The sequence below is a fragment of the Stenotrophomonas maltophilia genome (assembly GCF_025642255.1).
GTDB lineage: Bacteria > Pseudomonadota > Gammaproteobacteria > Xanthomonadales > Xanthomonadaceae > Stenotrophomonas > Stenotrophomonas maltophilia_P.
Genome location: NZ_CP106759.1, coordinates 733,425 through 755,923 on the forward strand (window position 1 = coordinate 733,425; position 22,499 = coordinate 755,923).

At 67.4% G+C, this 22,499-nt stretch carries 22 protein-coding genes and 1 tRNA gene; 15 read left to right on the forward strand and 8 right to left on the reverse strand.

The window, feature by feature from the left end; genetic code table 11:
• Positions 1-91: 91 nt before the first annotated feature.
• Positions 92-412: an NAD(P) transhydrogenase subunit alpha part 2 gene (locus N8888_RS03290; RefSeq protein ID WP_053519142.1), complete on the forward strand. Its 321-nt coding sequence runs from the start codon at positions 92-94 to the stop codon at positions 410-412.
• The gene (locus N8888_RS03295) at positions 409-1,869 is read left to right on the forward strand and encodes an NAD(P)(+) transhydrogenase (Re/Si-specific) subunit beta (protein WP_193396238.1); all 1,461 of its coding nucleotides are present in this window, start codon (positions 409-411) and stop codon (positions 1,867-1,869) included. Before N8888_RS03290 ends, N8888_RS03295 begins: the two co-directional genes overlap by 4 nt.
• Before the next feature lie 93 nt (positions 1,870-1,962).
• Here the strand turns inward: N8888_RS03295 and N8888_RS03300 are convergent, their stop codons facing one another.
• Positions 1,963-2,382: a hypothetical protein gene (locus tag N8888_RS03300; protein WP_053519146.1), complete on the reverse strand. Its 420-nt coding sequence runs from the start codon at positions 2,380-2,382 to the stop codon at positions 1,963-1,965.
• A 122-nt stretch (positions 2,383-2,504) separates the two neighbouring features.
• Here N8888_RS03300 and sufT point away from each other — a divergent pair, with 122 nt between their 5' ends.
• From sufT to N8888_RS03315, 3 genes are all read left to right on the forward strand, one after another.
• Complete coding sequence (gene sufT, locus N8888_RS03305; RefSeq protein WP_004144911.1) at positions 2,505-3,056, forward strand: putative Fe-S cluster assembly protein SufT; 552 nt, start codon at positions 2,505-2,507, stop codon at positions 3,054-3,056.
• Positions 3,057-3,115: 59 nt separating this feature from the next.
• Positions 3,116-4,210, forward strand: coding sequence for a branched-chain amino acid aminotransferase (locus tag N8888_RS03310; protein WP_053519148.1), 1,095 nt, complete (start codon positions 3,116-3,118; stop codon positions 4,208-4,210).
• Positions 4,211-4,620: 410 nt separating this feature from the next.
• Entirely contained in the window at positions 4,621-6,363 is a 1,743-nt protein-coding gene (locus N8888_RS03315) for a serine protease ExpR (protein WP_053519150.1), read from the forward strand.
• Between the two features lie 120 nt (positions 6,364-6,483).
• Here the strand turns inward: N8888_RS03315 and N8888_RS03320 are convergent, their stop codons facing one another.
• From N8888_RS03320 to wrbA, 3 genes are all read right to left on the reverse strand, one after another.
• Positions 6,484-6,969 carry an asparaginase domain-containing protein gene (locus tag N8888_RS03320; protein WP_053519164.1) on the reverse strand — a complete coding sequence of 162 codons (486 nt, stop codon included), beginning with the start codon at positions 6,967-6,969 and terminating at the stop codon, positions 6,484-6,486.
• 79 nt (positions 6,970-7,048) lie between these two features.
• Positions 7,049-7,384, reverse strand: coding sequence for a DUF2069 domain-containing protein (locus tag N8888_RS03325; protein WP_065175995.1), 336 nt, complete (start codon positions 7,382-7,384; stop codon positions 7,049-7,051).
• On the reverse strand, positions 7,381-7,974 hold the full coding sequence (gene wrbA / locus N8888_RS03330; protein WP_053519154.1) for an NAD(P)H:quinone oxidoreductase: 594 nt from the start codon (positions 7,972-7,974) through the stop codon (positions 7,381-7,383). Before wrbA ends, N8888_RS03325 begins: the two co-directional genes overlap by 4 nt.
• 77 nt (positions 7,975-8,051) lie before the next feature.
• On the opposite strand from wrbA, the gene N8888_RS03335 reads away from it, so the two are divergent.
• Both N8888_RS03335 and N8888_RS03340 read left to right on the forward strand, forming a co-directional pair.
• On the forward strand, positions 8,052-9,326 hold the full coding sequence (locus N8888_RS03335; protein WP_053519156.1) for a YihY family inner membrane protein: 1,275 nt from the start codon (positions 8,052-8,054) through the stop codon (positions 9,324-9,326).
• Entirely contained in the window at positions 9,323-9,898 is a 576-nt protein-coding gene (locus N8888_RS03340) for a TlpA family protein disulfide reductase (protein ID WP_263177551.1), read from the forward strand. The genes N8888_RS03335 and N8888_RS03340 overlap by 4 nt, the downstream gene beginning before the upstream one ends.
• 435 nt (positions 9,899-10,333) lie before the next feature.
• Here N8888_RS03340 and ppk2 read toward each other — a convergent pair whose 3' ends face one another.
• From ppk2 to hemA, 4 genes are read right to left on the reverse strand one after another with little or no spacing between them, the layout of a single operon-like run.
• Positions 10,334-11,116, reverse strand: a complete 783-nt coding sequence (gene ppk2, locus N8888_RS03345; RefSeq protein ID WP_263177554.1) for a polyphosphate kinase 2 — start codon at positions 11,114-11,116, stop codon at positions 10,334-10,336.
• Between the two features lie 46 nt (positions 11,117-11,162).
• Positions 11,163-12,869 (reverse strand): O-linked N-acetylglucosamine transferase, SPINDLY family protein, encoded by a 1,707-nt coding sequence (locus tag N8888_RS03350; RefSeq protein WP_263177556.1) that lies wholly within the window; start codon positions 12,867-12,869, stop codon positions 11,163-11,165.
• Position 12,870: 1 nt separating this feature from the next.
• Positions 12,871-13,953, reverse strand: a complete 1,083-nt coding sequence (prfA, locus tag N8888_RS03355; protein ID WP_053520283.1) for a peptide chain release factor 1 — start codon at positions 13,951-13,953, stop codon at positions 12,871-12,873.
• Entirely contained in the window at positions 13,931-15,214 is a 1,284-nt protein-coding gene (hemA, locus tag N8888_RS03360; protein ID WP_053520284.1) for a glutamyl-tRNA reductase, read from the reverse strand. The genes prfA and hemA overlap by 23 nt, the downstream gene beginning before the upstream one ends.
• Positions 15,215-15,277: 63 nt before the next feature.
• Between hemA and N8888_RS03365 the strand changes: the two genes are divergently transcribed.
• From N8888_RS03365 to ychF, 8 genes are all read left to right on the forward strand, one after another.
• Positions 15,278-16,963, forward strand: coding sequence for a tetratricopeptide repeat protein (locus N8888_RS03365; protein WP_180875739.1), 1,686 nt, complete (start codon positions 15,278-15,280; stop codon positions 16,961-16,963).
• Positions 16,960-17,619 carry a lipoprotein insertase outer membrane protein LolB gene (gene lolB, locus N8888_RS03370; RefSeq protein WP_065182863.1) on the forward strand — a complete coding sequence of 220 codons (660 nt, stop codon included), beginning with the start codon at positions 16,960-16,962 and terminating at the stop codon, positions 17,617-17,619. Before N8888_RS03365 ends, lolB begins: the two co-directional genes overlap by 4 nt.
• The gene (ispE, locus tag N8888_RS03375; RefSeq protein WP_053520287.1) at positions 17,616-18,485 is read left to right on the forward strand and encodes a 4-(cytidine 5'-diphospho)-2-C-methyl-D-erythritol kinase; all 870 of its coding nucleotides are present in this window, start codon (positions 17,616-17,618) and stop codon (positions 18,483-18,485) included. Before lolB ends, ispE begins: the two co-directional genes overlap by 4 nt.
• 10 nt (positions 18,486-18,495) lie before the next feature.
• Positions 18,496-18,572 (forward strand) — tRNA-Gln (locus tag N8888_RS03380).
• A gap of 138 nt (positions 18,573-18,710) precedes the next feature.
• Complete coding sequence (locus N8888_RS03385; protein WP_053520289.1) at positions 18,711-19,670, forward strand: ribose-phosphate diphosphokinase; 960 nt, start codon at positions 18,711-18,713, stop codon at positions 19,668-19,670.
• A gap of 109 nt (positions 19,671-19,779) precedes the next feature.
• The gene (locus N8888_RS03390) at positions 19,780-20,400 is read left to right on the forward strand and encodes a 50S ribosomal protein L25/general stress protein Ctc (protein ID WP_053520288.1); all 621 of its coding nucleotides are present in this window, start codon (positions 19,780-19,782) and stop codon (positions 20,398-20,400) included.
• A gap of 56 nt (positions 20,401-20,456) precedes the next feature.
• Positions 20,457-21,035: an aminoacyl-tRNA hydrolase gene (gene pth / locus N8888_RS03395; RefSeq protein WP_053520316.1), complete on the forward strand. Its 579-nt coding sequence runs from the start codon at positions 20,457-20,459 to the stop codon at positions 21,033-21,035.
• Positions 21,036-21,137: 102 nt separating this feature from the next.
• Positions 21,138-22,229, forward strand: coding sequence for a redox-regulated ATPase YchF (ychF, locus tag N8888_RS03400; protein ID WP_053520317.1), 1,092 nt, complete (start codon positions 21,138-21,140; stop codon positions 22,227-22,229).
• The last annotated feature ends 270 nt before the right edge of the window (positions 22,230-22,499 follow it).

Below are 22,499 nucleotides of genomic sequence, written 5' to 3' on the forward strand. Positions count from 1 at the left end.
CGCGTGAGCGCGGCCCCGGTTGACGAGGATGCGCGCCGGGTTCAGCCCATGGTTATGATGGGCCGACGAAGACAGAGCGGGAGCGTTGCTGATGAGTGACGGGTTCGTGGCGCTGTACATCTTCATGCTGGCCGCCATCGCCGGCCACGTGATCATTTCGCGGGTGCCGGTGATCCTGCACACCCCGCTGATGTCGGGTTCCAATTTCATCCACGGCATCGTGCTGATCGGCGCGATGGTGGTGCTCGGCCACGCACAGACGCCGCTGGAAAAGGCCTTGGGCTTCATCGCCGTGGTGCTCGGTGCCGGTAACGCCGCCGGCGGCTACGTGGTCACCGCGCGCATGCTGGAGATGTTCAGGCCGAGCGCGCCGCGGGCAGGCAAGGACGAACCGAAGGAGCCGCAGGCTTGAACATCAGCACCGTCGAACTGCTCGATTGGCTGGTCAAGGCCAGCTACCTGGTGGCCGCCACGCTCTTCCTGCTCGGCCTGCAGCGGATGGCCTCGCCGCTGACCGCGCGCAGCGGCATCCGCTGGGCCGGGCTGGGCATGCTGCTGGCCACCGCGGCCACCTTCTTCCTGCCCGACCTGCACAACGTGCCGCTTATCCTGGTCGCGCTGCTGCTGGGTGCCGGCCTGGCCTGGTGGTCGGCCGGCAAGGTCGCGGTCACCGACATGCCGCAGATGGTGGCGCTGTACAACGGCATGGGCGGTGGTTCGGCGGCGGCGATCGGTGCGGTCGAACTGCTGCGCTACGCCTTCCTGGCCCATCGCGATACCACCCATTGGAGCGAACAGGCGCTGGCCGACCTTGCCGCGCGCCAGCCTTCCACCACCGTGCTGCTGCTGGCGGTGGTCGGCGCCGCGATCGGCGCGGTGTCGCTGTCCGGCTCCGTGATCGCCTGGGCCAAGCTGGATGGCCGCCTCGACAAGCGGGTCACCTGGCCAGGGCAGCAGGCGTTGAACCTGGTGGTGGCGCTGGCGGTGGTGGTGCTGGCCATCGTCGCGGCCAGCACGCTCAGCACCTGGGCGATCATCGCCTTCTTCGTGCTGGCACTGGCACTGGGCGTGCTGATGACGCTGCCGATCGGTGGCGCCGACATGCCGGTGGTGATCTCGCTGTACAACGCATTCACCGGTCTGGCGGTGTCCTTCGAGGGCTACGTGCTGGGCAACGAGGCCTTGATCATCGCCGGCATGATGGTCGGCGCGGCGGGCATCCTGCTGACCCGCCTGATGGCCAAGGCGATGAACCGGCCTATCCGCAACGTGCTGTTCTCCAATTTCGGGGGGGGTGCAGGCGGAGAGGCACAGGCGATCACCGGCGCGCAGAAGCCGATCGAGGCGGCCGATGTGGCGGCAATGATGGCCTTCGCCGAGCGCGTGGTGATCGTGCCCGGTTACGGCATGGCCGTGGCCCAGGCCCAGCACAAGATCTGGGAACTGGCACAGCGGTTGGGGCAGCGCGGGGTCAAGGTGAAGTTCGCCATCCATCCGGTCGCCGGGCGCATGCCCGGGCACATGAACGTGCTGCTGGCCGAGGCCGGTGTGCCGTACGACCTGATCGCCGACATGGACGACATCAATCCCGAGTTCACCAGTACCGATGTGGTGCTGGTGATCGGCGCCAACGACGTGGTCAATCCGGTCGCACGTACCGATCCGGCCAGTCCGATCTACGGCATGCCGGTGCTGGACGTGATCAACGCACGCAACGTGGTGGTGATCAAGCGCGGTCGCGGGACCGGCTTTGCCGGGATCGAGAATGCGCTGTTCTACGCCGACAACACGCGCATGCTGTACGGGGACGGCGCTGAGGCGGCAGCGTCGCTGGTCAGCGAGCTGAAGGCACTCGACGGCGGGCATTGAGCTGTACCGGCAGCGCCGGGCCATGCCCGGCGCCTGCTGCGCGGGCCGCTGCGTTCGCCGGGCATGGCCCGGCGCTACCCGAATCAGGTGCGATCAGCGCGCCAGCCAGGCGCCGACGGCCACGCCGATCGCCAGCCACAGCCATTCCATCGCGCCATTGGCCAGGTTGATCAGCGTCCAGGCCAGATGCGGGCCCATGCGCAGCGAGGCGTCCCAGGGGTTGAGTCCCATCGAGCCGCCCATCCAGGCGCTGGCGATCGCCCAGTTCGCCACCGCCGCCACCAGCAGCGTGCCGGCCACCACCAGGGCCACGCGAAGACGGCCGGGACCGAGTGTGCCCAGACGCAGCATGAACACCAGTTCCAGAGCGGTCAGCACTGCCATCCAGCCGACCTGGCGGCCGGTCATCAGGGCCAGCAGCATCCAGGCGAGGGGAGCAACAACCAGGCCCAGCAGCAGCATGAAGGGCCAGAGCCAGGTCACGGTCCTGGCACGCGCGGCATTGGAGGACATCGAAGCTTCCTGAAAGTCACCCACAGGATACTGTGGTTTGCCGCGGTGCACCGGCGGGCGCAGGACGGCTGGGCTAGAATGCCGTCTTGCGTGGCCATGGCCACGGCCCCATATCGGTCCCCATGTATTCCCGTAGCAGCGAACCTGTCCACTTCGAACGCGATTGCGAGGCCGTGATGGTCCCGCAGGGCGACACCGTGACCCTGCCCGCCGGCAGCTATGGGTACATCACCCAGGCGCTGGGCGGCAGCTATTCGGTATTCGTCGAAGGCAACCTGTTCCGCATCGCCGGCAAGGATGGCGACGCCATCGGCAAGGAAGCACCCGCTCCGCTGGAACTGCCGGCCGACGCCACCGACGAACAGGTGGAGCAACTGGTATGGCAGCAGCTTCGCACCTGCTTCGATCCGGAAATTCCGGTGAACATCGTCGAACTGGGCCTCGTCTACGAGGTCGAGATCAAGCATCTGGACGAGGGCCAGCGCGAGATCGACGTGAAGATGACCCTGACCGCGCCCGCATGCGGCATGGGTGACATCCTGGTCGACGACGTGCGCAGCAAGCTGGAAATGATCCCGACCGTGGCCGAGGCCGACGTCGAGCTGGTGTTCGATCCGCCATGGAACCAGCACATGATGTCCGAGGCGGCCCGTCTCGAGACCGGCATGCTTTGACCCAGGGCCCGCAGTGACGCGGGCCCGGCACTACCCGCAACCAGAACAGGAATCCTCCGGTGTCCCAGTCCATCCCCAGCTTCGCCGTCACCCGTTCGGACCACCCGCGCAGCGCTGAAGAGCGCGCCACGATTCTGGAGAAGCCGGGTTTCGGCCTGCACTTCACCGACCACATGGTGGAAGTGCGGTGGGACAAGGACACCGGCTGGCACAACGCCAACGTGCGTGCCTATGGCCCGTTGCAGCTGGACCCGGCAGCGGCCGTGCTGCATTACGGCCAGGAGATCTTCGAAGGCATCAAGGCCTACCGTCATGCCGACGGCTCGATCTGGACCTTCCGTCCGGACGCCAACGGCCGTCGCCTGCAGCGCTCGGCACAGCGCCTGGCGCTGCCGGAACTGCCGGTGGAGATCTTCGTCGAGTCGCTGAAACAGCTGATCGCCGTGGACAGCGCCTGGGTGCCGTCGGCGGATGAGTCCAGCCTGTACTTCCGCCCGTTCATGATTGGCGACGAGGCCTTCCTCGGCGTGCGTGGCGCGCACAAGGCCGGCTATTACGTCATCGCCAGCCCGGCCGGTCCGTACTTCGCCAAGGGCGTGGCACCGGTGTCGATCTGGCTGTCCACCGAATATGCGCGTGCGGCCAAGGGCGGCACCGGCGCGGCCAAGTGCGGTGGCAATTACGCCGCCTCGCTGCTGCCGCAGCAGAAGGCCCAGGCGCAGGGCTGCTCGCAGGTGCTGTTCCTCGACCCGGTCGAGGGCAAGTACCTGGAGGAACTGGGCGGCATGAACGTCTTCCTGGTCTACAAGGACGGCACCCTGGTCACGCCGCAGCTGTCGGGCAGCATCCTGGAAGGCATCACCCGCGAGAGCATCCTGCAGCTGGCCCGCGACCGCGGCATGAAGGTCGAGGAGCGCAAGGTCAGCATCGACGAGTGGAAGGACGGCGTTGCATCCGGTGCGATCAGCGAGGTGTTCGCCTGCGGCACCGCTGCGGTGGTGACTCCGATCGGCCAGCTCAAGGGCGAAGGCTTCTCGGTGGGCGACCTCAACGCGCCGGCCGGCGAAGTGACCATGTCGCTGCGCAAGGAACTGACCGACATCCAGTACGGCCGCCTCCCGGACCGTCACAACTGGCTGGTCAGGCTGGGCTGATCCTCCCGCTAGGCTGTAGCGCCGGGCCCATGCCCGGCGGCGCTGTTCCCCGAAGGCCCGTCCCCGCGACGGGCCTTCGTCGTTTACAGGGAAGGCCGGCCGCCGATGTCGGCAAAGTCATCGGTGGACAGGACATCTGCCCAGTCAGGTTCGTGCGCGTGGCGCGAAAGTTCCTTCATCTTCACAAACCCTCGACCCGGAAAGTCTCAGATCGAACATTTCATGTTCCTGAAAAGACACTGAAAATATTGTGGTGTCCGGTTTAGGCCATTAGCGTCATCGGCACGGCGGATCGTAAGGGGGATCCGCTGGCTCGCCGGACTCCGGACCTCGCCAACGCAAGCCAGCCCATGGTTCGGGCCGGTGTTTCTGCCGATTCCGGCATTCACACCACTAGAAAGGGAAATACGATGTCCCAGGTAACGCAACCGCGTGTGCGTCGAGTGTGGGTGGTCCTTGGTGCTTCCGTTCTTTCATCGCTGCTGCTGGCCACGCCTGCGCTGGCCGGTGATGTCCAGCTCAGCGGGCTGCAGTCCGCGCCGACGCACCAGCGTTTCATCGTCAAGTATCGCGACGGCAGTGCGCCGGTGGCCAACACCACCGCCCTGGCATCGTCGCTGAAGACAGCGGCTGCGGGCCTTGCCAGCAGCCAGGGCCGCGCGCTGGGCCTGCAGCAGGTCCGCAAGCTGGCCGTCGGCCCAACCCTGGTCAGGACCGATCGTCCGCTGGACCAGGCCGAATCCGAGCTGCTGATGCGCAAGCTCGCTGCCGACCCCAACGTCGAATACGTGGAAGTCGACCAGATCATGCGCGCGACGCTGACGCCGAACGACACCCGCTTCAGCGAACAGTGGGGGTTCGGTACGTCCAACGCCTCGATCAACGTGCGCCCGGCCTGGGACAAGGCCACCGGCACCGGCGTGGTCGTCGCGGTGATCGACACCGGCATCACCAACCACCCCGATCTGAACGCCAACATCCTGCCCGGCTATGACTTCATCAGCGACGCGGCAATGGCACGCGACGGCGGTGGCCGCGACAGCAATCCCAACGACGAGGGTGACTGGTACGCCGCCAACGAATGTGGCGCAGGCTACCCGGCCTCCAACTCCAGCTGGCACGGCACCCACGTTGCCGGCACCGTCGCAGCGGTGACCAACAACAGCACCGGCGTGGCGGGTACTGCCTTCAATGCCAAGGTCGTGCCGGTGCGCGTGCTCGGCAAGTGCGGTGGCTACACCTCCGACATCGCCGACGCCATCGTGTGGGCCTCCGGCGGCAGTGTCAGCGGCGTGCCGGCCAATGCCAATCCGGCCGAGGTCATCAACCTCTCGCTGGGTGGTGGCGGCAGCTGCTCGACCACCTACCAGAACGCGATCAACGGCGCCGTCGGCCGTGGCACCACGGTCGTGGTGGCCGCAGGCAACAGCAACACCAACGTGTCTTCATCGGTACCGGCCAACTGCCCGAACGTGATCGCGGTGGCGGCCACCACGTCGGCGGGCGCACGTGCCAGCTTCTCCAACTACGGCACGGGCATCGACATCTCCGCGCCGGGCCAGGGCATCCTGTCCACTCTCAACACCGGCACCACCACGCCGGGCAGCGCCAGCTATGCCTCGTACAACGGCACCTCGATGGCAGCACCGCACGTGGCCGGCGTGGTCGCGCTGATGCAGTCGGTCGCACCGAGCCCGCTGAGCCCGGCCCAGGTGGAAAGCATCATCAAGAGCACCGCTCGGCCGCTGCCGGGTGCCTGTTCGGGTGGCTGTGGCGCCGGCATCATCGACGCCGATGCTGCAGTGGCGGCAGCGATCAATGGCGGTGGCAACCCGAACCCGGGCGGCACCGTGCTGCAGAACAACGTACCGGTGAGCGGACTGGGTGCCGCATCGGGCGCTTCGCTGAACTACACCGTCAATGTCCCGTCCGGCAGCAGCCAGCTGCGGGTGACGATCAGCGGCGGCAGCGGTGATGCCGACCTGTACCTGCGGCAGGGCAGCGCGCCGACCGATACCGCCTACACGTGCCGTCCGTACCTGAGCGGCAACAGCGAAACCTGCACGGTCAACAGCCCCGCTGCCGGTACCTGGTACGTACGGGTGAAGGCCTACAGCACCTTCTCGGGCGTGACCCTCAACGCCCAGTACTGAGCCCAAGACCCTCTCCTAGGGCACGCCCTGGCTTCGGCCGGGGCGTTTTTGCATGGGGCCGCGCGGTGGTGCGTGCCGCCGCGTCGTGGTGGGTGCCGACCTTGGTCGGCACTCCGTTCCTCAAACCGATTCGAAGCGGTTTGCGGCAACGTTCTTGCGCACGTGCTGCGGGTCGAAAATCCGCCCGTTCATCGCGATGTAGACGCCGGCCGGCAGCGACTGTACCGCGCCGATCGCGCAGCCGATGTTGAACTCCGCGTCCGAACCGCGGAAACGTGCCGGACTGAGCGCGCCGGTCATCACGATGGTCTTGTCCGCGATCGTCGCCAGCACCTTGCCGGTCTGCACCATCGAATCGGTGCCATGGGTCACCAGCACATGCCGGGTCGGCTGCGCCGCGATGGTGGCCCGGATCAGCTCGCGGTCCTCATCGTTGATGTGCAGCGAGTCCTTGCGCAGGATCGGAATCACGTTGAAGCGGAACGTCACCCCCAGCTCGCGCAGGATCATGCCGATCTGCGGATCGCCGATCTGGTAGTCCGACTTGTCGTCGAAGTAGATCTTGTCGATCGTGCCACCGGTGGTGACGACCAGGAGCTCTTCCATCATGTGCATGCGCGAAACCAGGACAGGTGCAGCGGCGCGGGGCCGGGAACGCAGATGATACGGCCCGGGAGGCGCAGCGTCAGCGTCGCCTGCCGAAGCGCGCACGCAGGCCCGGCAGGCTGGCGGCGAAGATCACGGTCAGTGCCAGGGCAATCTCGAGCAAGGCCAGCCAGCGCGTTTCCGGGTGGCTCCAGGCGCTCATCACGCCATGGCTGAACCAGCCCAGCGCCAGCACGGAGGCCCAGAACCCTGCCTTGCGCCAGCCCAGGCGCAGGGCGATGGCCAGTGCAAGCGGTGGGGCGGTGAACACCAGCTGGGTGGCCAGCCAGTGCTTGTCGTTGATGAACCAGCCTGCAAACAGCGCGGCCAGGCCCATCAGGGCCAGCAGCAGAACCGTACGCGGCGCGGCGTTCATCGGGCCAGCCGCTGCGCGATATCGGCGACGCGACGGCCCAGCGCCCGCGCCAGCACCGCCTCATCATCGGTCGGCTGCGGGTCGTCGGCCGCTCCCGCCACATGGCTGGCGCCGTAGGGCGTGCCGCCGCTGGTGGTGTGGCTCAAACCCGGTTCGGTGAACGGAATGCCGACGATCAGGCAGCCGTGATGCAGCAACGGCACCTGCATGGTCAGCAGGGTCGATTCCTGCCCGCCGTGCATTGATGCGGTCGAGGTGAACACGCCGGCGGGCTTACCCGCAAGCGTGCCATTGACCCATTCAGCACCGAGTCCATCGAGGAAGTGCTTGACCGGCGCGGCCATGTTGCCGAACCGCGTCGGACTGCCCAGCAGCAGCCCCTGGCAGTCGGCCAGATCCTGCACGCTCACGTAGGGGGCGCCATCGTCGGGCACCGGCGGCTGTGCGGTCTGGGTCACGGCCGCCACCGGCGGCACCGTGCGCAGCCGCGCCACCATTCCCGGCACCTCGCCGATTCCCCGCGCGATCTGGCGCGCCAGCCGTGCCACCGAGCCACCGCGGCTGTAGTAAAGCACCAGGATCTCGCCCATCGTGCCCAGGTCTCCTCATCGTGTGGACGCCAGTATGGCTATCCTGCGTGCATTCCGCATCGGGTACCCTTGCGCCGATGGAACCTCTGGATACGCTCAACCTATGGATGGAACGCGCGCGCGATCGTGCGCGTGCCGCCAGCTTCGGCCGCTTCCTGTGGCACCGCTTTCTCGATGACCGCCTGTTCCAGGCGGCCGCCGCACTGGCCTACACCACGGTATTCGCCCTGGTTCCGCTGGCGATCGTGGTGTTCGGCGTGCTTTCGGCCTTCCCGGTCTTCGACCGCTGGAGCGACCAGCTCAGCGACTATGTCTTCTCCAACTTCGTGCCCAATGCCGCACGCGCCGCCGAAGGCTACCTGCGGCAGTTCTCGGCCAGCGCTGGCCAGCTCACCGCGGCCGGCTTCATCGCCCTGGTCGTCTCGCTGCTGATCACCCTCAACAGCGTGGAAGAGACGTTCAACAAGATCTGGCGGGTCGGATCGACCCGGCCCAAGCTGACCCGCTTCCTGGTCTACTGGACCGTGCTGACCCTGGGCGCGATGCTTGCCGCCGCCTCGCTGGCAGTGTCGGCACGGGTACTGGCAATGCCGCTGTTCGGGACCCAGGAGGGGCGCTGGCTGGCCGACCTGTCGCTGCGGCTGGCACCGGTGCTGATCGAATTCGTCTGCATCAGCCTGATGTTCCGGGTCGTGCCGCACCATACGGTGAAATGGCGGCACGCCGTCCCCGGCGCGATCCTGGCGGCGGTGATCCTGGAGCTGGTGAAGTGGGGCATCGGTGCCTACCTGGGCAGTTTCCAGTCCTACCAGAAGCTCTATGGCACGGTCGCGTTCGTGCCGATCCTGCTGCTGTGGATCTATCTGTGCTGGGTGGCGGTGCTGCTTGGCGCATCGCTGGCATCGTCGATGGCGGCGTTCCGCTACCAGCCGGTCGAGCTGCGCCTGCCGCAGGGCTATGAATTCTATGGGCTGCTGCGCCTGCTCGGCCGCTTCCACCAGGCACGTGCCCGGGGCAGGGGGCTGGCCGATGACGAGATCCTGCGGCTGGAGCCGATGCTGACCGACTCGCTGCTGCAGGACCTGGCCTGCAAACTGGAGGCCATCGGCCTGCTGCGCCGCGACGAGCGGGGTGAATGGCTGCTCGCGCGCGACCTGGACCAGGTCAGCCTGGCCGATCTGTACGAATGCACCCAACTGCGCATCCCGGTGGCGGAGCAGCATCTGCCCTACCGCGAAGACAGCCTGGGCCAGGCCGCGCTGGCGGCGCTGGATGAACTGCGCCTGCCTCTGCGTGAGCGCCTCAAGCGTCGCGTGAGCGATATCTATCCCGATTCCGGAGACACCCCATGACCCGCACGACTCCGCTGCTGCTGGCAGTTCCATTGGCCGTGGCGCTTGCCCTGGCGGCCTGCAAGCCTGCGCAGGACACGACCCCGGCCAGCAGCCAGCCACCGGCCCAGGCTCCCGCACCGGCGGCACCGCCTGCGGCCGAGGACACGCCGGCCGAGCGTGTCACGGCCGAGTTCCCCACGTTGAAGATGAAGGCCGTCGATGGCAGCGATTACGACCTGGCGGCCCATCGGGGCAAGTGGGTGGTGGTGAATTTCTGGGCCACGTGGTGCGCACCATGCCGCAAGGAGATGCCGGAGTTGTCCGCGCTGCACGCCATGCGCAGCAACATCGAAGTGGTCGGCCTGGCCTATGAGGACATCGAGGTGCCGGAGATGCAGTCGTTCCTGACCAAGCATCCGGTGACCTATCCGATCGTGATCGTCGATCCGTTCGATCCGCCGGCGGACTTCGCTACGCCGCGGGGGCTGCCGCTGACGCATCTGATCGATCCGCAGGGCCGGGTGGCCCACAGCTTCCTCGGCCCGGTTACGGCGGCCGACATCGAGAAGCAGATCGCGGCTGCGAAGTAGTGGGTGTGCCGGCAGGGCCTGCGGCCCTGCACCCGCTACGCGCAACAGCAACAGCAACAGCAACGGCAGACATACCGTGGGGTGGCGGGGCGGTGTCGGAGTGCGGGGACGCCGCAAGTACGTCCCTGTAGGCTTGGCAGCCGCATCCATGCGGCTGACACCCCGCACTCCGACACCGCCCCACCTCTGACAGATATCTGCAATCTGATAGATCGACGCCATGCGTGGATCTACTGAAGCTCGCAGGAAACTGTCGAAGGCGGGGTGGGTCCGGTGGCGGGGGTGTCCGCGGCATGGATGCCGCGGCCAAGCCCCCATGGATGGGTTTACGGCGTCCCCCGCAACCGGGCCCACCCCGCCATCCCTCAGGAAACCTGCTTCTGCTTCTGCCGTTGCTCGTAGCGGGTGCAGGGCCGCAGGCCCTGCAGACAACCTCTACTCCTCGACCGGGAAGTCCTCGATCGGCTTCAGCACATCGTAGTGCTCGCGATGCAGCTTGCCCTTCAGATTCGGCAGCTCCGGCAGAGGCGCGTCCACGCGGGTGTCGGGCAACCGGTCCAGCAGGTTGCGTACCAGGGTCAGCCTGCCCAGCCGCTGGTCGTTGAAGTCCACCAGGGTCCACGGCGCACCTTCGCGATGGGTGGCACGCAGCATGGCCTCCCGTGCTTCGGTATAGGCGCTGTACTTGCTGCGCGATTTCAGGTCGACCGGTGACAGCTTCCAGCCCTTGAGGGGATCGATATGGCGCTCGGCGAAGCGCTTCTCCTGCTGCTCCTGGTCCACGCACAGCCAGTACTTGAACAACAGGATGCCGTCATCCACCAGCAGCTGCTCGAACACCGGGGCCTGGCGCAGGAACTGCTGGTACTCGCTCTCGCTGCAGTAGCCCATGACCCGCTCGACACCTGCGCGGTTGTACCAGCTTCGATCCATCAGCACGATCTCACCCGCCGCCGGAAGGTGCCCGACGTAGCGCTGGAAGTACCACTGTGTCGCCTCGCGGTCGGTCGGCTTGGGCAGCGCCACCACCCGGCACTGGCGCGGATTGAGGTGCTGGCTGATGGCCTGGATCGCGCCGCCCTTGCCGGCGGTGTCGCGGCCTTCGAACAGCACCAGCAACCGCTGCCCGCTGTGCTGCACCCAGCGGGCCATCGCGGTCAGTTCCAGCTGCAACGGCAGCAGAAGTTCGTCGTAGTCCTTGCGTTTGAGCTTGCCCATCGTCATGCCGCGCGGAAAGGAGGGCCCAGCCTAGCGCAGCGGTTGCTCAGGCGCCGTCGACGCCCTGCCAGCCCTGCTCGTGCGCCAGCTGCTGCAGCAGTGCCGAAAGGTCGCGGGCGAAACCGGCCATGTCGAACACGCCGCTACGCGCGCGGGCCTGTGCCAGTTCGGCGCGCAGTGCGGCCAGCGCTGCCGGATCGTTGCCGAGCGCACGGGCGGTGGCGATGAACGCCGCATCGTCGGCAACGTTCATCCGTGCCAGGCCCAGGTGATGGTTGAGGCTGCCGGCCACGCGCGCGGCGAAGGTCTCGCCCGGGCAGGTGAGTACCGGGCAGCCCGCCCACAGTGCGTCGGAGGCCGTGGTGTGCGCGTTGTACGGGTGTGTATCCAGGAACAGATCGGCCAGTTGATAGCGGGCCAGATACTGTGGATGCGGCAGCTTGGGCATGAACACCAGCCGCGCCGGGTCCAGACCCGCTGCCTGCGCCGCTGCCCGCAGGCGCGCATCGGCCTGGCCGGGGCCGGACAACAGCCATAGAACGCTGCCAGGCACCGCCGCCAGGACGGCGAACGCCCGCCCCATGCTGCGCGGGTTGAGCTTGTAGCTGTTGTTGAAGCAGCAGAACACCACGCCGTGTCCGGGCAGGCCGCACGCGGCGCGATCCGGTGCCGGCTCGAGCGCGCGGGTGTTGTCCGAGGGCTGGAACGCGCGCGGCAGGTACACCACGCGCTCGCTGTGGTGGGGCGCCAACGCCGCTGGCAGGACGAACGCATCGGCGATCACCGCATCCAGCCACGGTGCGCCGGATGTGCCGGGATAGGCCAGCCAGTTGAGTTGCAGCGGGGCAGGGCGCAGCGCCAGCACTTCCGGCGCGCCGCCACCGCCCCAGCCACGCAGGTCGAACAGCAGGTCGATGCCCTGTGCACGGATGGCGGCAGCGATGTCGGCATGGCGGCGCCCCGCCAGATCGTGCAGCCGGGTTGCCGCCTGCAGCCGCTGGCGGATGCGGCTGCCATCGTCCCGGTTCAGTGCGAACAGATGCAGCTGCAGTTCCGGGTGGCGGCCCAGCTGCTCGAGCAGGGCAACGGTCAACAACCCGGTCGGATGTGCGCCGAAGCCGTTGGAGAGGAAGCCGATCCGCAGGGCTCCCTGCGTCCGTACCTTCACAGCGGGCATCGGCCGCACCGATGCGGCCACGGCTGCGGCGCGCGTGCGGGCGCAGGCCAGTTGCTCGGCGGCGCTGGCGTCTTCGCTGAGGAAGGCAAAGGGCTCGATCGCGCCCTGCCCGGTCGCGACCGCGCCGCGCACCTGCGCGGCCAGGGCCTCCACGTCCTGCCAGTCGCACAGGCGGCGTTGCCATGCCAGTCGCTGGGCGGCGATATAGGGTTCGTCGGGCATCAGCCCATGTGCACGCCGGTACGCGGCCGCCGCGCCCTCGGGGTCGCCGGCATCTTCCAGGGCATGGCCCAGCCACAGCGCGATGCCGGGATGCTCCGGAGCGCGCGCTGAAGCCTGTCCCAGCAGCGTCGCAGCGTCGGCGTGCGCACCGGCCATCCATGCCACGCGACCCAGCCGGGCCAGTGCCTCGGGATGGTCCGGCCGCAGCTGCAGTGCACGCCGCGCGGCCTGCTCGCCTGCGCCGATGTCGCCGGCTTCCAGTTCCAGATCGGCCAGCATCACCCAGGCGACGAAGTCACCGGGCTGGCGCGCGATCGCCTGCTGCAGTTGTTGCCGCTGCTGCCAGGCCGACACGTCAGCCCGCCGACAGCTGGGCCAGGGCATCCACCTGGTGCTCGTGGCTGAGGCGCTGCAGCAGCGGGTCCAGATCGCCGGCGAGGATGTTGGGCAGGTCATACAGGGTCAGGCCTTCCACGCGATGATCGGTGATCCGCCCCTGCGGGAAATTGTAGGTGCGGATGCGCTGGCTGCGATCGCCACTGCCGACCTGCAGGCGGCGCGATTCGGCCTGCGCGGCGTCCTGGCGCTGGCGCTCGGCGTCGAGCAGCTGCGCCTTCAGGCGTTTCATCGCCTTGTCGCGGTTCGCGTGCTGGCTGCGTTCGGTCTGGCATTCGACCACCACGCCGGTCGGCACGTGGGTGATGCGGATCGCCGACTCGGTCTTGTTGACGTGCTGGCCACCGGCACCGGATGAGCGGAAGGTGTCGACCTTCAGGTCGGCGGGGTTGATGACGATGTCATCGACTTCGTCCGCTTCCGGAATGATCGCCACGGTGGCCGCCGAGGTGTGGATGCGGCCCTGCGATTCGGTGGCGGGCACGCGCTGCACGCGATGCGTGCCGGATTCGAATTTCAGCCGCGAGAAGGCGCCACGGCCGACCACGCGCGCCACCACTTCCTTGTAGCCGCCGTGCTCGCCGGGGTTGTCGGACTCGATCTCGACTTTCCAGCCCTGGCGCTCGGCATAGCGCGCGTACATGCGGAACAGGTCGCCGGCGAAGATCGCTGCTTCGTCGCCACCGGTACCGGCGCGGACTTCCAGGAACAGATTGCCCTCGTCACGTGGGTCGCGGGGCACCAGCAGCAAGGCCAGCTCCTGCTCCAGTTCCTGCAGGCGCGCCTGGGCCGAGGCGATTTCCTCATCGGCCAGCTCGCGCAGGTCCGGATCGGCGCGCATGCCCTCGGCGGCGGCCAGGTCGGCCTTGGCGCGCGCCTCGTCGGCCAGTGCGGTGGCGACCGGTTCAAGTTGGGCGAATTCGCGCGAAAGGTCGCGGAAACGGGTGTTGTCGGCGACCACGTCGGGTTCGGCGAGCAGGCGTTCCAGTTCTTCGCGGCGCTCGGCCAGCGCTTCCAGCTTACGGCGCAGGGTCGGCGTCATCGGTTCTCACGGGTGGGTGGCGGTAACCCGGCGTTGCCGGGAACAGGCGCTCGGCGGCGCGGGTCAGGTCGGCATCGCCGCTCAGCGCGGCCGCGCGCAACGCAGCGGTCGGGGGGTGCAGGAGCCGGTTGGTCAGGCCGTGGGCCAGCAGTTCCATGACCTCTTCGGCCGGCTTGCCGTTGGCCAGCTGCTGACGGGCACGTTCGAGCAGCTCGGCGCGGGTGGCATCGCCGAAGGCACGCAGTTGCCGCAGGGGCGCGTGGTGGGCGCCGGCCTGCAGGGTCTCGACGAAGCGCGATACCTGCAGGTCGATGATCGCTTCGGCTTCGGCGGCCGCCTCGCGACGGCCGCGTCGATTGTCTTCCACCGCGCGTTCCAGATCGTCCACGGTGTACAGGAAGGCATCGTTGAGCGTGCCGACCTCAGCCTCGATGTCGCGTGGCACGGCCAGATCGAACAGCAGCATCGGCTTGTGCCGGCGTGCACGCAGTGCATTGGCCACGGTCTCGCGGTGGATCACCGGTTCGCGTGCGGCGGTGGCCGAGAACACGATGTCGGCCTCGGCCAGATGGCGTTCAAGCTCGGTCAGCGGCAGGGCCACGCCGCCATGACGGCTGGCCAGTTCCTGCGCATGGGCGAGCGTGCGGTTGGCGATCAGCAGCCGCCGCACCTTGCCTTCGCTGAGGTGGCGGGCGGCCAGCTCGATGGTTTCCCCCGCACCGACCAGCAGCACGGTGGAATCATCCAGGCGGGCAAAGGCATTCTGCGCCAGGCGCACCGCGGCCGAGGCGACCGACACCGGGTTGGCGCCGACCTGGGTATCGGTGCGCGCACGCTTGGCCACGGAGAACGTCTGCTGGAACAGCCGGTCCAGGCGCTGGCCAAGCAGACCGTGGTCGCGCGCGGTTGACCAGGCATCCTTCACTTGGCCCAGGATCTGCGGTTCACCCAGCACCATCGAGTCCAGGCCCGTCGCGACCCGGAACAGGTGGCGCACGGCGTCGGCATCAGCATGCTGGTACAGGTAGCCCTGCAGGTCGCCGGCCTGGCTGCGCAGCCACTGGTCCAGCGCCTGCGCCGAATCGGCCACCGCGTACAGTTCCGTGCGGTTGCAGGTGGACAGCAGCACCGCCTCGGCGATCTGCGGGGTGTCGCGCAGCGAACCGAGCGCGCGCGGCAAGGCATCGCCGGCGAAGGCCGCGCGCTCGCGCAGTTCCACCGGCGCGGTCTGGTGATTCAGTCCGAGCACCCACAGGGTCATTGTTCAGTTGCTTGCGATAAGCTGCTGGCCATTGGACGACATTTTAAGGCCCCGATGCCGACGATGCCCGCATTGATTCGCATCCCCAGTGTTCTGCTGCTGTCCCTGGCGTGCAGCCAGGCCCTGTCGGCGGCGCCCGCCAAGCCCCCGGCGCGGGGCGCCGCCACCGAGGAACTGGCACTGGAGCCGGTGATGGCCGGCGAGTTCGCCCTGCAGGCCGGCAAGCTGGCCGAGGCGGCGCGCTGGTACCTGCAGGCCGCCCAGCGCAGCGACGGCGATGCCGGCCTGGCCGAGCGCGCGACCCGTATTTCCATGCTGGCCAACGACGATGCCAGCGCCGCCCAGGGCCTGGCCCTGTGGCAGCAGCGCGCGCCACGCTCGCTGGCCATGCGCAGCGCGGCCGGTGCGCTGGCGATGCGCCAGGGCGACGTGAAGGCGGCCCGCAGCGAGCTGCAGAGCCTGCTGCAGGACAGCGATGACCGCGGCTGGAAGTTTGCCCTGGCCGCGCTGGTCGGCGGTGGACGCGATCCGGCCGTGCCGGCGCAGGTGCTGGGCGAGCTGGTCGATGCCAACGCCATCCCGCCGAAGATCGAGGCCTGGCAGGAATTCGGTCGCCTGGCGCTGCGGATGGAAAAGCCGGAGCTGGCACGGCGCATGATCGATGAGGTGGTCAAGCGCTTCCCGGAAGAGCCGCGCGTGGCGTTGCTGCGCGCCAGCCAGCTGCAGCAGGCGGGGCAGACCGATCGCGCGCTGGCGCTGCTGCGCGAGGTCGAACCGAAGACCCGCCAGGATCCGGAACTGCGCAACGCGGTGGCCATTGCCTACGACAGCCTGAACCAGCCGGCCGCCGCCGAGCGGGTGCTGGCGGTAGGGCCGCAGGACGTGCAGACCTGGGGAATGCGGGCGTCGCTGCTGGCCAAGCAGGGAGACAAGGCGGCCCTTTCCAACCTGTACAGCGAGCTGTCGCGGCAGGCCGCCAAACCGGACCCGGCGCAGCGCCTGCTGCTGGGCAAGATCGCGGAGTATCTGAAGCGTTATCCGGAAGCGGTGCAGTGGTATCACAGCGTGCCGGGCGGCGACGAACTGAGCGAGGCCCGCCTGCGGGCGGCGAGCGCACAGGCGCTTGCCGGGCGCCAGAGCCTGGCGCTGGACGAGGTACACGCGATCCAGTCCGATGCCGGCGTGGACGATGAGGTGCGCCGCGACGCCTATCTGCTGGAAGCGGAACTGCGGCAGCGCGCCAGCGACGATGCAGGTGAACTGGATGCGCTGGCCCGCGGTCTGGCCGCTTACCCGGACGAGAATGCACTGCTGTACGCGCGTGCGTTGGCCTGGGAACGCCGTGATGATATTGCCCGTGCCGAGGCCGACCTGCGCAAGATCCTGATCACCGAGCCGGAGAACGTGCCGGCGCTGAATGCGCTGGGCTACACCCTGGCCGATCGCACCGGTCGCTACCAGGAGGCGCTGGAACTGATCGACCGTGCCCGCGTGGCCGAGCCGGACAATGCCGCCATCGTCGACAGCTATGGCTGGGTGCTGTATCGCCTGGGCCGCAACGAAGAGGCGCTGGTGCAGCTGCGTCGTGCGTGGACCCTGGCCAAGGATCCGGAGATCGCCGCACACGTCGGCGAAGTGCTGTGGGTGCTCGGCCGGCATGACGAGGCCCGCCACTTCTTCGAGGAAGCGGCCAGGCTCGACCCCGACAACCGCGCGCTGCAGCGTGCCCGCGAGAAATTCAATCCATGAGTGTTTCCCTGTTCCGGCCGCTGCTGTTGGCAGTGGCGACCGTCGCCATGACTGCCTGTACGTCGCTGGGCACCCAGAAGACACCGGCGCCGGCCGTGGTCGAGACCGTGTCGGCGGAAGCGGCACAGGCCGAAGCCGCTCGGGTAGCGGCGCTGCAGGCGCAGCCGGAGTGGTCCTTCCAGGGCCGGGTAGCGGTCAGCAAGGGCAAGGACGGTGGCAGTGGACGCATCGACTGGCAGCAGGCCGGGCGGCGCTACGTGATCGAGCTCAGTGCACCCGTGACCCGTCAGAGCTGGAAGCTGACCGGCGACAGCCAGCATGGAGGCGGTCGCCTGGAGGGACTGGCCGGCGGCCCGCGTGAAGGCGAGGACGCGCAGCAGCTGCTGCTGGAGGCCACGGGCTGGGAAATCCCGGTCAACTCCCTGCCCGAGTGGGTGCGTGGGCTGGCGGTTGCCGATCCCGCCGGCGCGGGCAAGGTCGAGCGTGATGGCGAAGGCCGCCCGCGCCGCATGCAGCAGATGGGCTGGCAGATCCAGTACCTGGACTGGTACCCCGCCGAAGCCGGGCGCCCGTCCCTGCCGCGCCGGATCGAAGCCAGCAGCGGAGACGCCAAGGTCCGCCTGCTGGTGGACCAGTGGGGGCAGGGCGCGCCATGAGCGCGGGTGCGGAGGATGCGGGCTGGTCCTGGTGGCCGGCCCCGGCCAAGCTGAACCTGTTCCTTCATATCACCGGCCGCCGCGCCGACGGCTATCACGAGCTGCAGACCGTGTTCCGCCTGCTGGATTGGGGGGACCGCATCGGCCTGCGCCTGCGTGAAGACGGCCAGGTACGTCGGCAGGGTGAGGGATTGCCGGGTGTGGACGAGGCCGACGATTTGGCCGTACGTGCCGCCCGCATGCTGAAAGAGGTCGCCAACATCGACCAAGGTGTCGACATCATCGTCGAAAAGCATATTTCGGCCGGTGGTGGGTTCGGCGGTGGGTCATCCGACGCTGCCACCGTGCTGGTGGCACTGAACCGGCTCTGGAACGCCGCTCTGGACGAGGACGCGTTGGCCGCGCTGGGCCTGCGCCTCGGCGCGGATGTGCCGGTGTTCGTGCGTGGCCGTAACGCCTGGGCCGAAGGTGTGGGAGAGCGGCTGCAGCCGATCACCCTGGCACCGGCCTGGTATGTGGTGGTCGAGCCCGGCGTTCATGTTCCGACCCCGGTCCTGTTCGCAGCCCCGGATTTGACGCGCGACAGCCCAGTGGCGAAAATAGACGACTTCGCTTCCGGGGCCTTGGTCGGGAACGCGTTCGAACCGGTGCTGCGCCGCCGCGAGCCTGCCGTCGAGGCAGCACTTGCCGCGTTGAGCGACATCGGTACCGCGCGACTGACCGGTTCTGGAAGTGGTTGTTTCGTCGAATTCGCATCGCAGACTGCCGCACAGCAGGGGCGGGCGAAGTTGCCGAAGGAGTTGCGGGCCAGGGTGGCTGCGGGCGTTGCGCGTTCGCCGCTGCTGGATGCACTCGAGCAACACTGATTTCAAATGCAGGGGCGTCGCCAAGAGGCCCAAGGCACCAGGTTTTGATCCTGGCATTCGTAGGTTCGAATCCTACCGCCCCTGCCAATGCGGCTGTGTCCGCGCCTTCAGCGCATCATCCGCGCGGGACGTGGAAACAACCGCGGTGTTGTCAGCAGCAAGGGTCCGGCATGGTCCTTGCCGCCACCGGATCCCCGCCACTCGTCCCCGCCCGAGACAATCATGATGCAAGAGTCCCCGAACCTGCTGGTCTTTTCCGGCAACGCCAACAAACGTCTGGCGCAGAACATCTGCAAGGAACTGGGGGTTCGCCCGGGCAAGGCGCTGGTCTCTCATTTCTCCGATGGAGAAGTGCAGGTGGAGATCGAAGAGAACGTCCGCAAGCAGGACGTGTTCGTGATCCAGCCGACCTGCGCACCGAGCGCGGAAAACCTGATGGAACTGCTGGTGCTGATCGACGCGCTCAAGCGCGCATCGGTAAACAGCGTGACCGCCGTGGTGCCGTACTTCGGTTACTCGCGCCAGGATCGCCGCATGCGTTCCTCGCGTGTGCCGATCACCGCCAAGCTGGCGGCGAAGATGTTCAGCACCGCTGGCGCTGATCGCGTGCTGACGGTCGACCTGCACGCCGACCAGATCCAGGGCTTCTTTGATATTCCGGTCGACAACGTTTATGCCTCCCCGCTGCTGCTGGCCGACATCTGGCGCGCCTACGGCACGGAAAACCTGATCGTGGTGTCGCCGGACGTGGGCGGCGTGGTCCGCGCCCGTGCCGTGGCCAAGCGCCTGGATGATGCCGACCTGGCGATCATCGACAAGCGCCGTCCGCGTGCCAACGTCTCCACCGTGATGAACATCATCGGTGACGTCGAAGGCAAGACCTGCGTGATGGTCGATGACATCGTCGACACCGCCGGCACCCTGTGCGCCGCTGCCGCTGCCCTGAAGGCGCGCGGTGCGCTCAAGGTCGCCGCCTACTGCACCCACGCGGTGCTGTCGGGCCCGGCGGTGGACAACATCACCAATTCCCAGCTCGACGAGCTGGTGGTGACCGATACCATCCCGCTGAAGGACGCAGCGCGGGTGTGCAGCAAGATCCGCCAGCTGAGCGTGGCGGAGATGCTGGCCGAAACGATGCGCCGCATCGCCTTCGGCGAGTCGGTCAGCTCGCTGTACGTGGACTGAGTTTTTCGTCCCTGCCGGCAACGGCAAGGACTTCCCCGGATGCTTCTGGTCGCGGAAGCATCTTCAATCGCCAAGCCGCAGGGCAAGGCAACAACCTGAGTAGTCGAAAATGTCGAAGACCCATGAAATCAAGGTCACCAAGCGTGAACTGCAGCGTAAGGGTGCGAGCCGCCGCCTGCGTCACGCCGGTGTGATCCCGGCCATCGTGTACGGCGGCAACGCCGAGCCGGTCGCCATCAGCCTGGACCACAACGAAATCTGGCTGGCCCAGCAGAACGAGTGGTTCTATGCCTCGATCCTGGACCTGAACCTGGACGGCCAGGTGCAGAAGGTCCTGCTGCGTGACATGCAGCGCCATCCGTACAAGCAGCTGATCATGCACCTGGACTTCCAGCGCGTGAACGAGAACGAAGCCCTGACCGCTTCGGTCCCGCTGCACTTCATCAACGAAGACACCTCGCCGGCTGGCAAGGCTGCCGACGTCGTGGTCACCCACGAACTGAAGGAAGTGACCATCAGCTGCCTGCCGAAGGACCTGCCGGAGTCGATCGAAGTCGACCTGGCCGACCTGGCTGCTGGCGACGTGGTGTACCTGTCCAACATCAAGCTGCCGAAGGGCGTGGAAATCCCGGCCCTGGCGCTGGGCAAGGACCACGACGACGCGATCGTCACCGCCAAGCACGGCAAGGAAGACGCTGCCGACGCTGAAGAAGCACCGGCCGCCGAGTAATGCCCCCGCGGCGCCTGCTCCGGCAGGCGCCGCCCCGGCATCTACAGGAAGATCCAATGGCAGGACTGCGACTGATCGTCGGTCTGGGCAATCCCGGATCGGAGCACGCCCGGACCCGGCACAATGCCGGGTTTCATTTCGTTGAGGCCCTGGCGGAAAAGGCAGGGGCGCGATGGAACGTGGACAGCAAGCTGTTCGGCGAGACCGCCAAGGTCGAGATCGCCGGGCAGACGGTATGGCTGCTCAAGCCTGCCACTTTCATGAACCTCAGTGGCAAATCGGTCACCGCCGCGCAGCGGTTCTGGAAGATCGAGCCCGAGGAAACCCTGTTGGCGCATGATGAACTGGACCTCCCGCCCGGTGTGGCGCGGCTCAAGTTCGACGGCGGTCATGGCGGCCAGAATGGCCTGCGTGACACCATCCGCCTGCTGGGTCACGGCAAGTTCCATCGCCTGCGCGTGGGCATCGGCCATCCCGGCCACAAGGATCGCGTGGTGGGCTGGGTGCTGGGCCGCCCGTCCAAGGACGACGACCTGCTGATCGCGCGCGCCATCGACGATGCGATCGACGTGATGCCGCTGGCCGTACAGGGCGATTTCAATGAAGCGATGAAGCGCCTGAACACCCCGAAGTAGCTGCCAACCCCGGTTGGCACCCGCAATGATCGATTGAAACAGCTTGGGAAAGCGGCGCGCGCGCTGTTTTCCCAATCAATTTCACCCCAGAGGTTGTCAAAGATGGGTATCAAATGCGGCATCGTCGGCCTGCCCAACGTCGGCAAGTCGACCCTGTTCAACGCGCTGACCAAGGCGGGCATCGCCGCGGCGAACTTCCCGTTCTGCACCATCGAACCGAACGTCGGCATCGTGCCGGTGCCGGACCCGCGCCTGAACGAGCTGGCAGCGATCATCAACCCGCAGAAGGTCATTCCGACCGCCGTGGAATTCGTCGACATCGCCGGCCTGGTCGCCGGTGCTGCCAGCGGCGAAGGACTGGGCAACAAGTTCCTCGCGCACATCCGCGAAGTCGATGCGATCACCCACGTGGTGCGCTGCTTCGAGAACGCCGACGTCATCCATGTCAACAACAAGGTCGATCCCATTTCGGATATCGAAACCATCGATACCGAACTGGCCCTGGCTGATCTGGACAGCGTCGAGAAGGCGCTGAACCGCGCCGAGCGCGCTGCCAAGGGTGGCGACAAGGAGGCCGCCGCGCGCAAGCCGGTGCTGGCCAAGCTGCAGGCTGCGCTGTCTGACGGCAAGTCCGGCCGTTCGGTGGGTCTGGACGAGGAAGAGAAGGCGCTGGTGCGCGACCTGTTCCTGCTGACCCTGAAGCCGGTGATGTACATCGCCAACGTGCTGGAGGACGGGTTCGAGAACAACCCGCACCTGGAAGCCGTGCGCGCGCACGCTGCTGCCGAGGGCGCGCAGGTGGTACCGGTGTCTGCCGCGATCGAGGAAGAACTGTCGCAGCTTGACGATGAGGATCGCGACACGTTCCTGGCCGACCTGGGCCTGAGCGAGCCGGGCCTGAACCGCGTGATCAACGCGGCCTACAGCCTGCTGGGCCTGCAGACCTACTTCACTGCCGGCGTGAAGGAAGTCCGCGCCTGGACCGTGCGCAAGGGTGCCACTGCCCCGCAGGCCGCCGCGGTCATCCACACCGACTTCGAGAAGGGCTTCATCCGCGCCGAAACCATCGCGTATGACGACTTCATCAAGTACAAGGGCGAAGCCGGTGCCAAGGAAGCCGGTCGCCTGCGCCTGGAAGGCAAGGAATACCGCGTGCAGGAAGGCGACGTGCTGCACTTCCGCTTCAACGTCTGATCCAGCGGCATCGGATCGACCCCGGACGCCCCGCCCCGAGCGGGGCGTCCGCGTTTCCGGCATCCGTCCCTGCGCTGGACAAAAATTGACCATGCTCTGAAACGCCTGCAGCGCAACGTTCGCACACACTTGTCCACATCAAACCCCCACCGCTTTCCACGCGCGGTGTGGAAAACCCAGCGTGCCGCTGTAGAGCCGAGCCCATGCCCGGCTGATGCCAGCCGAAGCCGAGCATGGGCTCGACTCTACAGAAGCTTGTCCGCGCAGCGT

What these genes read in the sequence shown, in the direction of transcription:
- pth (WP_053520316.1), top strand. Translation starts at nt 20,457, where the DNA reads ATGGCAGGACTGCGACTGATCGTCGGTCTGGGCAATCCCGGATCGGAG.
- ppk2 (WP_263177554.1), bottom strand. Translation starts at nt 11,116, where the DNA reads ATGGGCAAGCTCAAACGCAAGGACTACGACGAACTTCTGCTGCCGTTG.
- ispE (WP_053520287.1), top strand. Translation starts at nt 17,616, where the DNA reads ATGAGCGCGGGTGCGGAGGATGCGGGCTGGTCCTGGTGGCCGGCCCCG.
- N8888_RS03290 (WP_053519142.1), top strand. Translation starts at nt 92, where the DNA reads ATGAGTGACGGGTTCGTGGCGCTGTACATCTTCATGCTGGCCGCCATC.
- ychF (WP_053520317.1), top strand. Translation starts at nt 21,138, where the DNA reads ATGGGTATCAAATGCGGCATCGTCGGCCTGCCCAACGTCGGCAAGTCG.
- prfA (WP_053520283.1), bottom strand. Translation starts at nt 13,953, where the DNA reads ATGACGCCGACCCTGCGCCGTAAGCTGGAAGCGCTGGCCGAGCGCCGC.
- sufT (WP_004144911.1), top strand. Translation starts at nt 2,505, where the DNA reads ATGTATTCCCGTAGCAGCGAACCTGTCCACTTCGAACGCGATTGCGAG.
- lolB (WP_065182863.1), top strand. Translation starts at nt 16,960, where the DNA reads ATGAGTGTTTCCCTGTTCCGGCCGCTGCTGTTGGCAGTGGCGACCGTC.
- N8888_RS03315 (WP_053519150.1), top strand. Translation starts at nt 4,621, where the DNA reads ATGTCCCAGGTAACGCAACCGCGTGTGCGTCGAGTGTGGGTGGTCCTT.
- N8888_RS03340 (WP_263177551.1), top strand. Translation starts at nt 9,323, where the DNA reads ATGACCCGCACGACTCCGCTGCTGCTGGCAGTTCCATTGGCCGTGGCG.
- N8888_RS03325 (WP_065175995.1), bottom strand. Translation starts at nt 7,384, where the DNA reads ATGAACGCCGCGCCGCGTACGGTTCTGCTGCTGGCCCTGATGGGCCTG.
- N8888_RS03335 (WP_053519156.1), top strand. Translation starts at nt 8,052, where the DNA reads ATGGAACCTCTGGATACGCTCAACCTATGGATGGAACGCGCGCGCGAT.
- N8888_RS03390 (WP_053520288.1), top strand. Translation starts at nt 19,780, where the DNA reads ATGTCGAAGACCCATGAAATCAAGGTCACCAAGCGTGAACTGCAGCGT.
- N8888_RS03320 (WP_053519164.1), bottom strand. Translation starts at nt 6,969, where the DNA reads ATGGAAGAGCTCCTGGTCGTCACCACCGGTGGCACGATCGACAAGATC.
- N8888_RS03385 (WP_053520289.1), top strand. Translation starts at nt 18,711, where the DNA reads ATGCAAGAGTCCCCGAACCTGCTGGTCTTTTCCGGCAACGCCAACAAA.
- N8888_RS03365 (WP_180875739.1), top strand. Translation starts at nt 15,278, where the DNA reads ATGCCCGCATTGATTCGCATCCCCAGTGTTCTGCTGCTGTCCCTGGCG.
- hemA (WP_053520284.1), bottom strand. Translation starts at nt 15,214, where the DNA reads ATGACCCTGTGGGTGCTCGGACTGAATCACCAGACCGCGCCGGTGGAA.
- wrbA (WP_053519154.1), bottom strand. Translation starts at nt 7,974, where the DNA reads ATGGGCGAGATCCTGGTGCTTTACTACAGCCGCGGTGGCTCGGTGGCA.
- N8888_RS03300 (WP_053519146.1), bottom strand. Translation starts at nt 2,382, where the DNA reads ATGTCCTCCAATGCCGCGCGTGCCAGGACCGTGACCTGGCTCTGGCCC.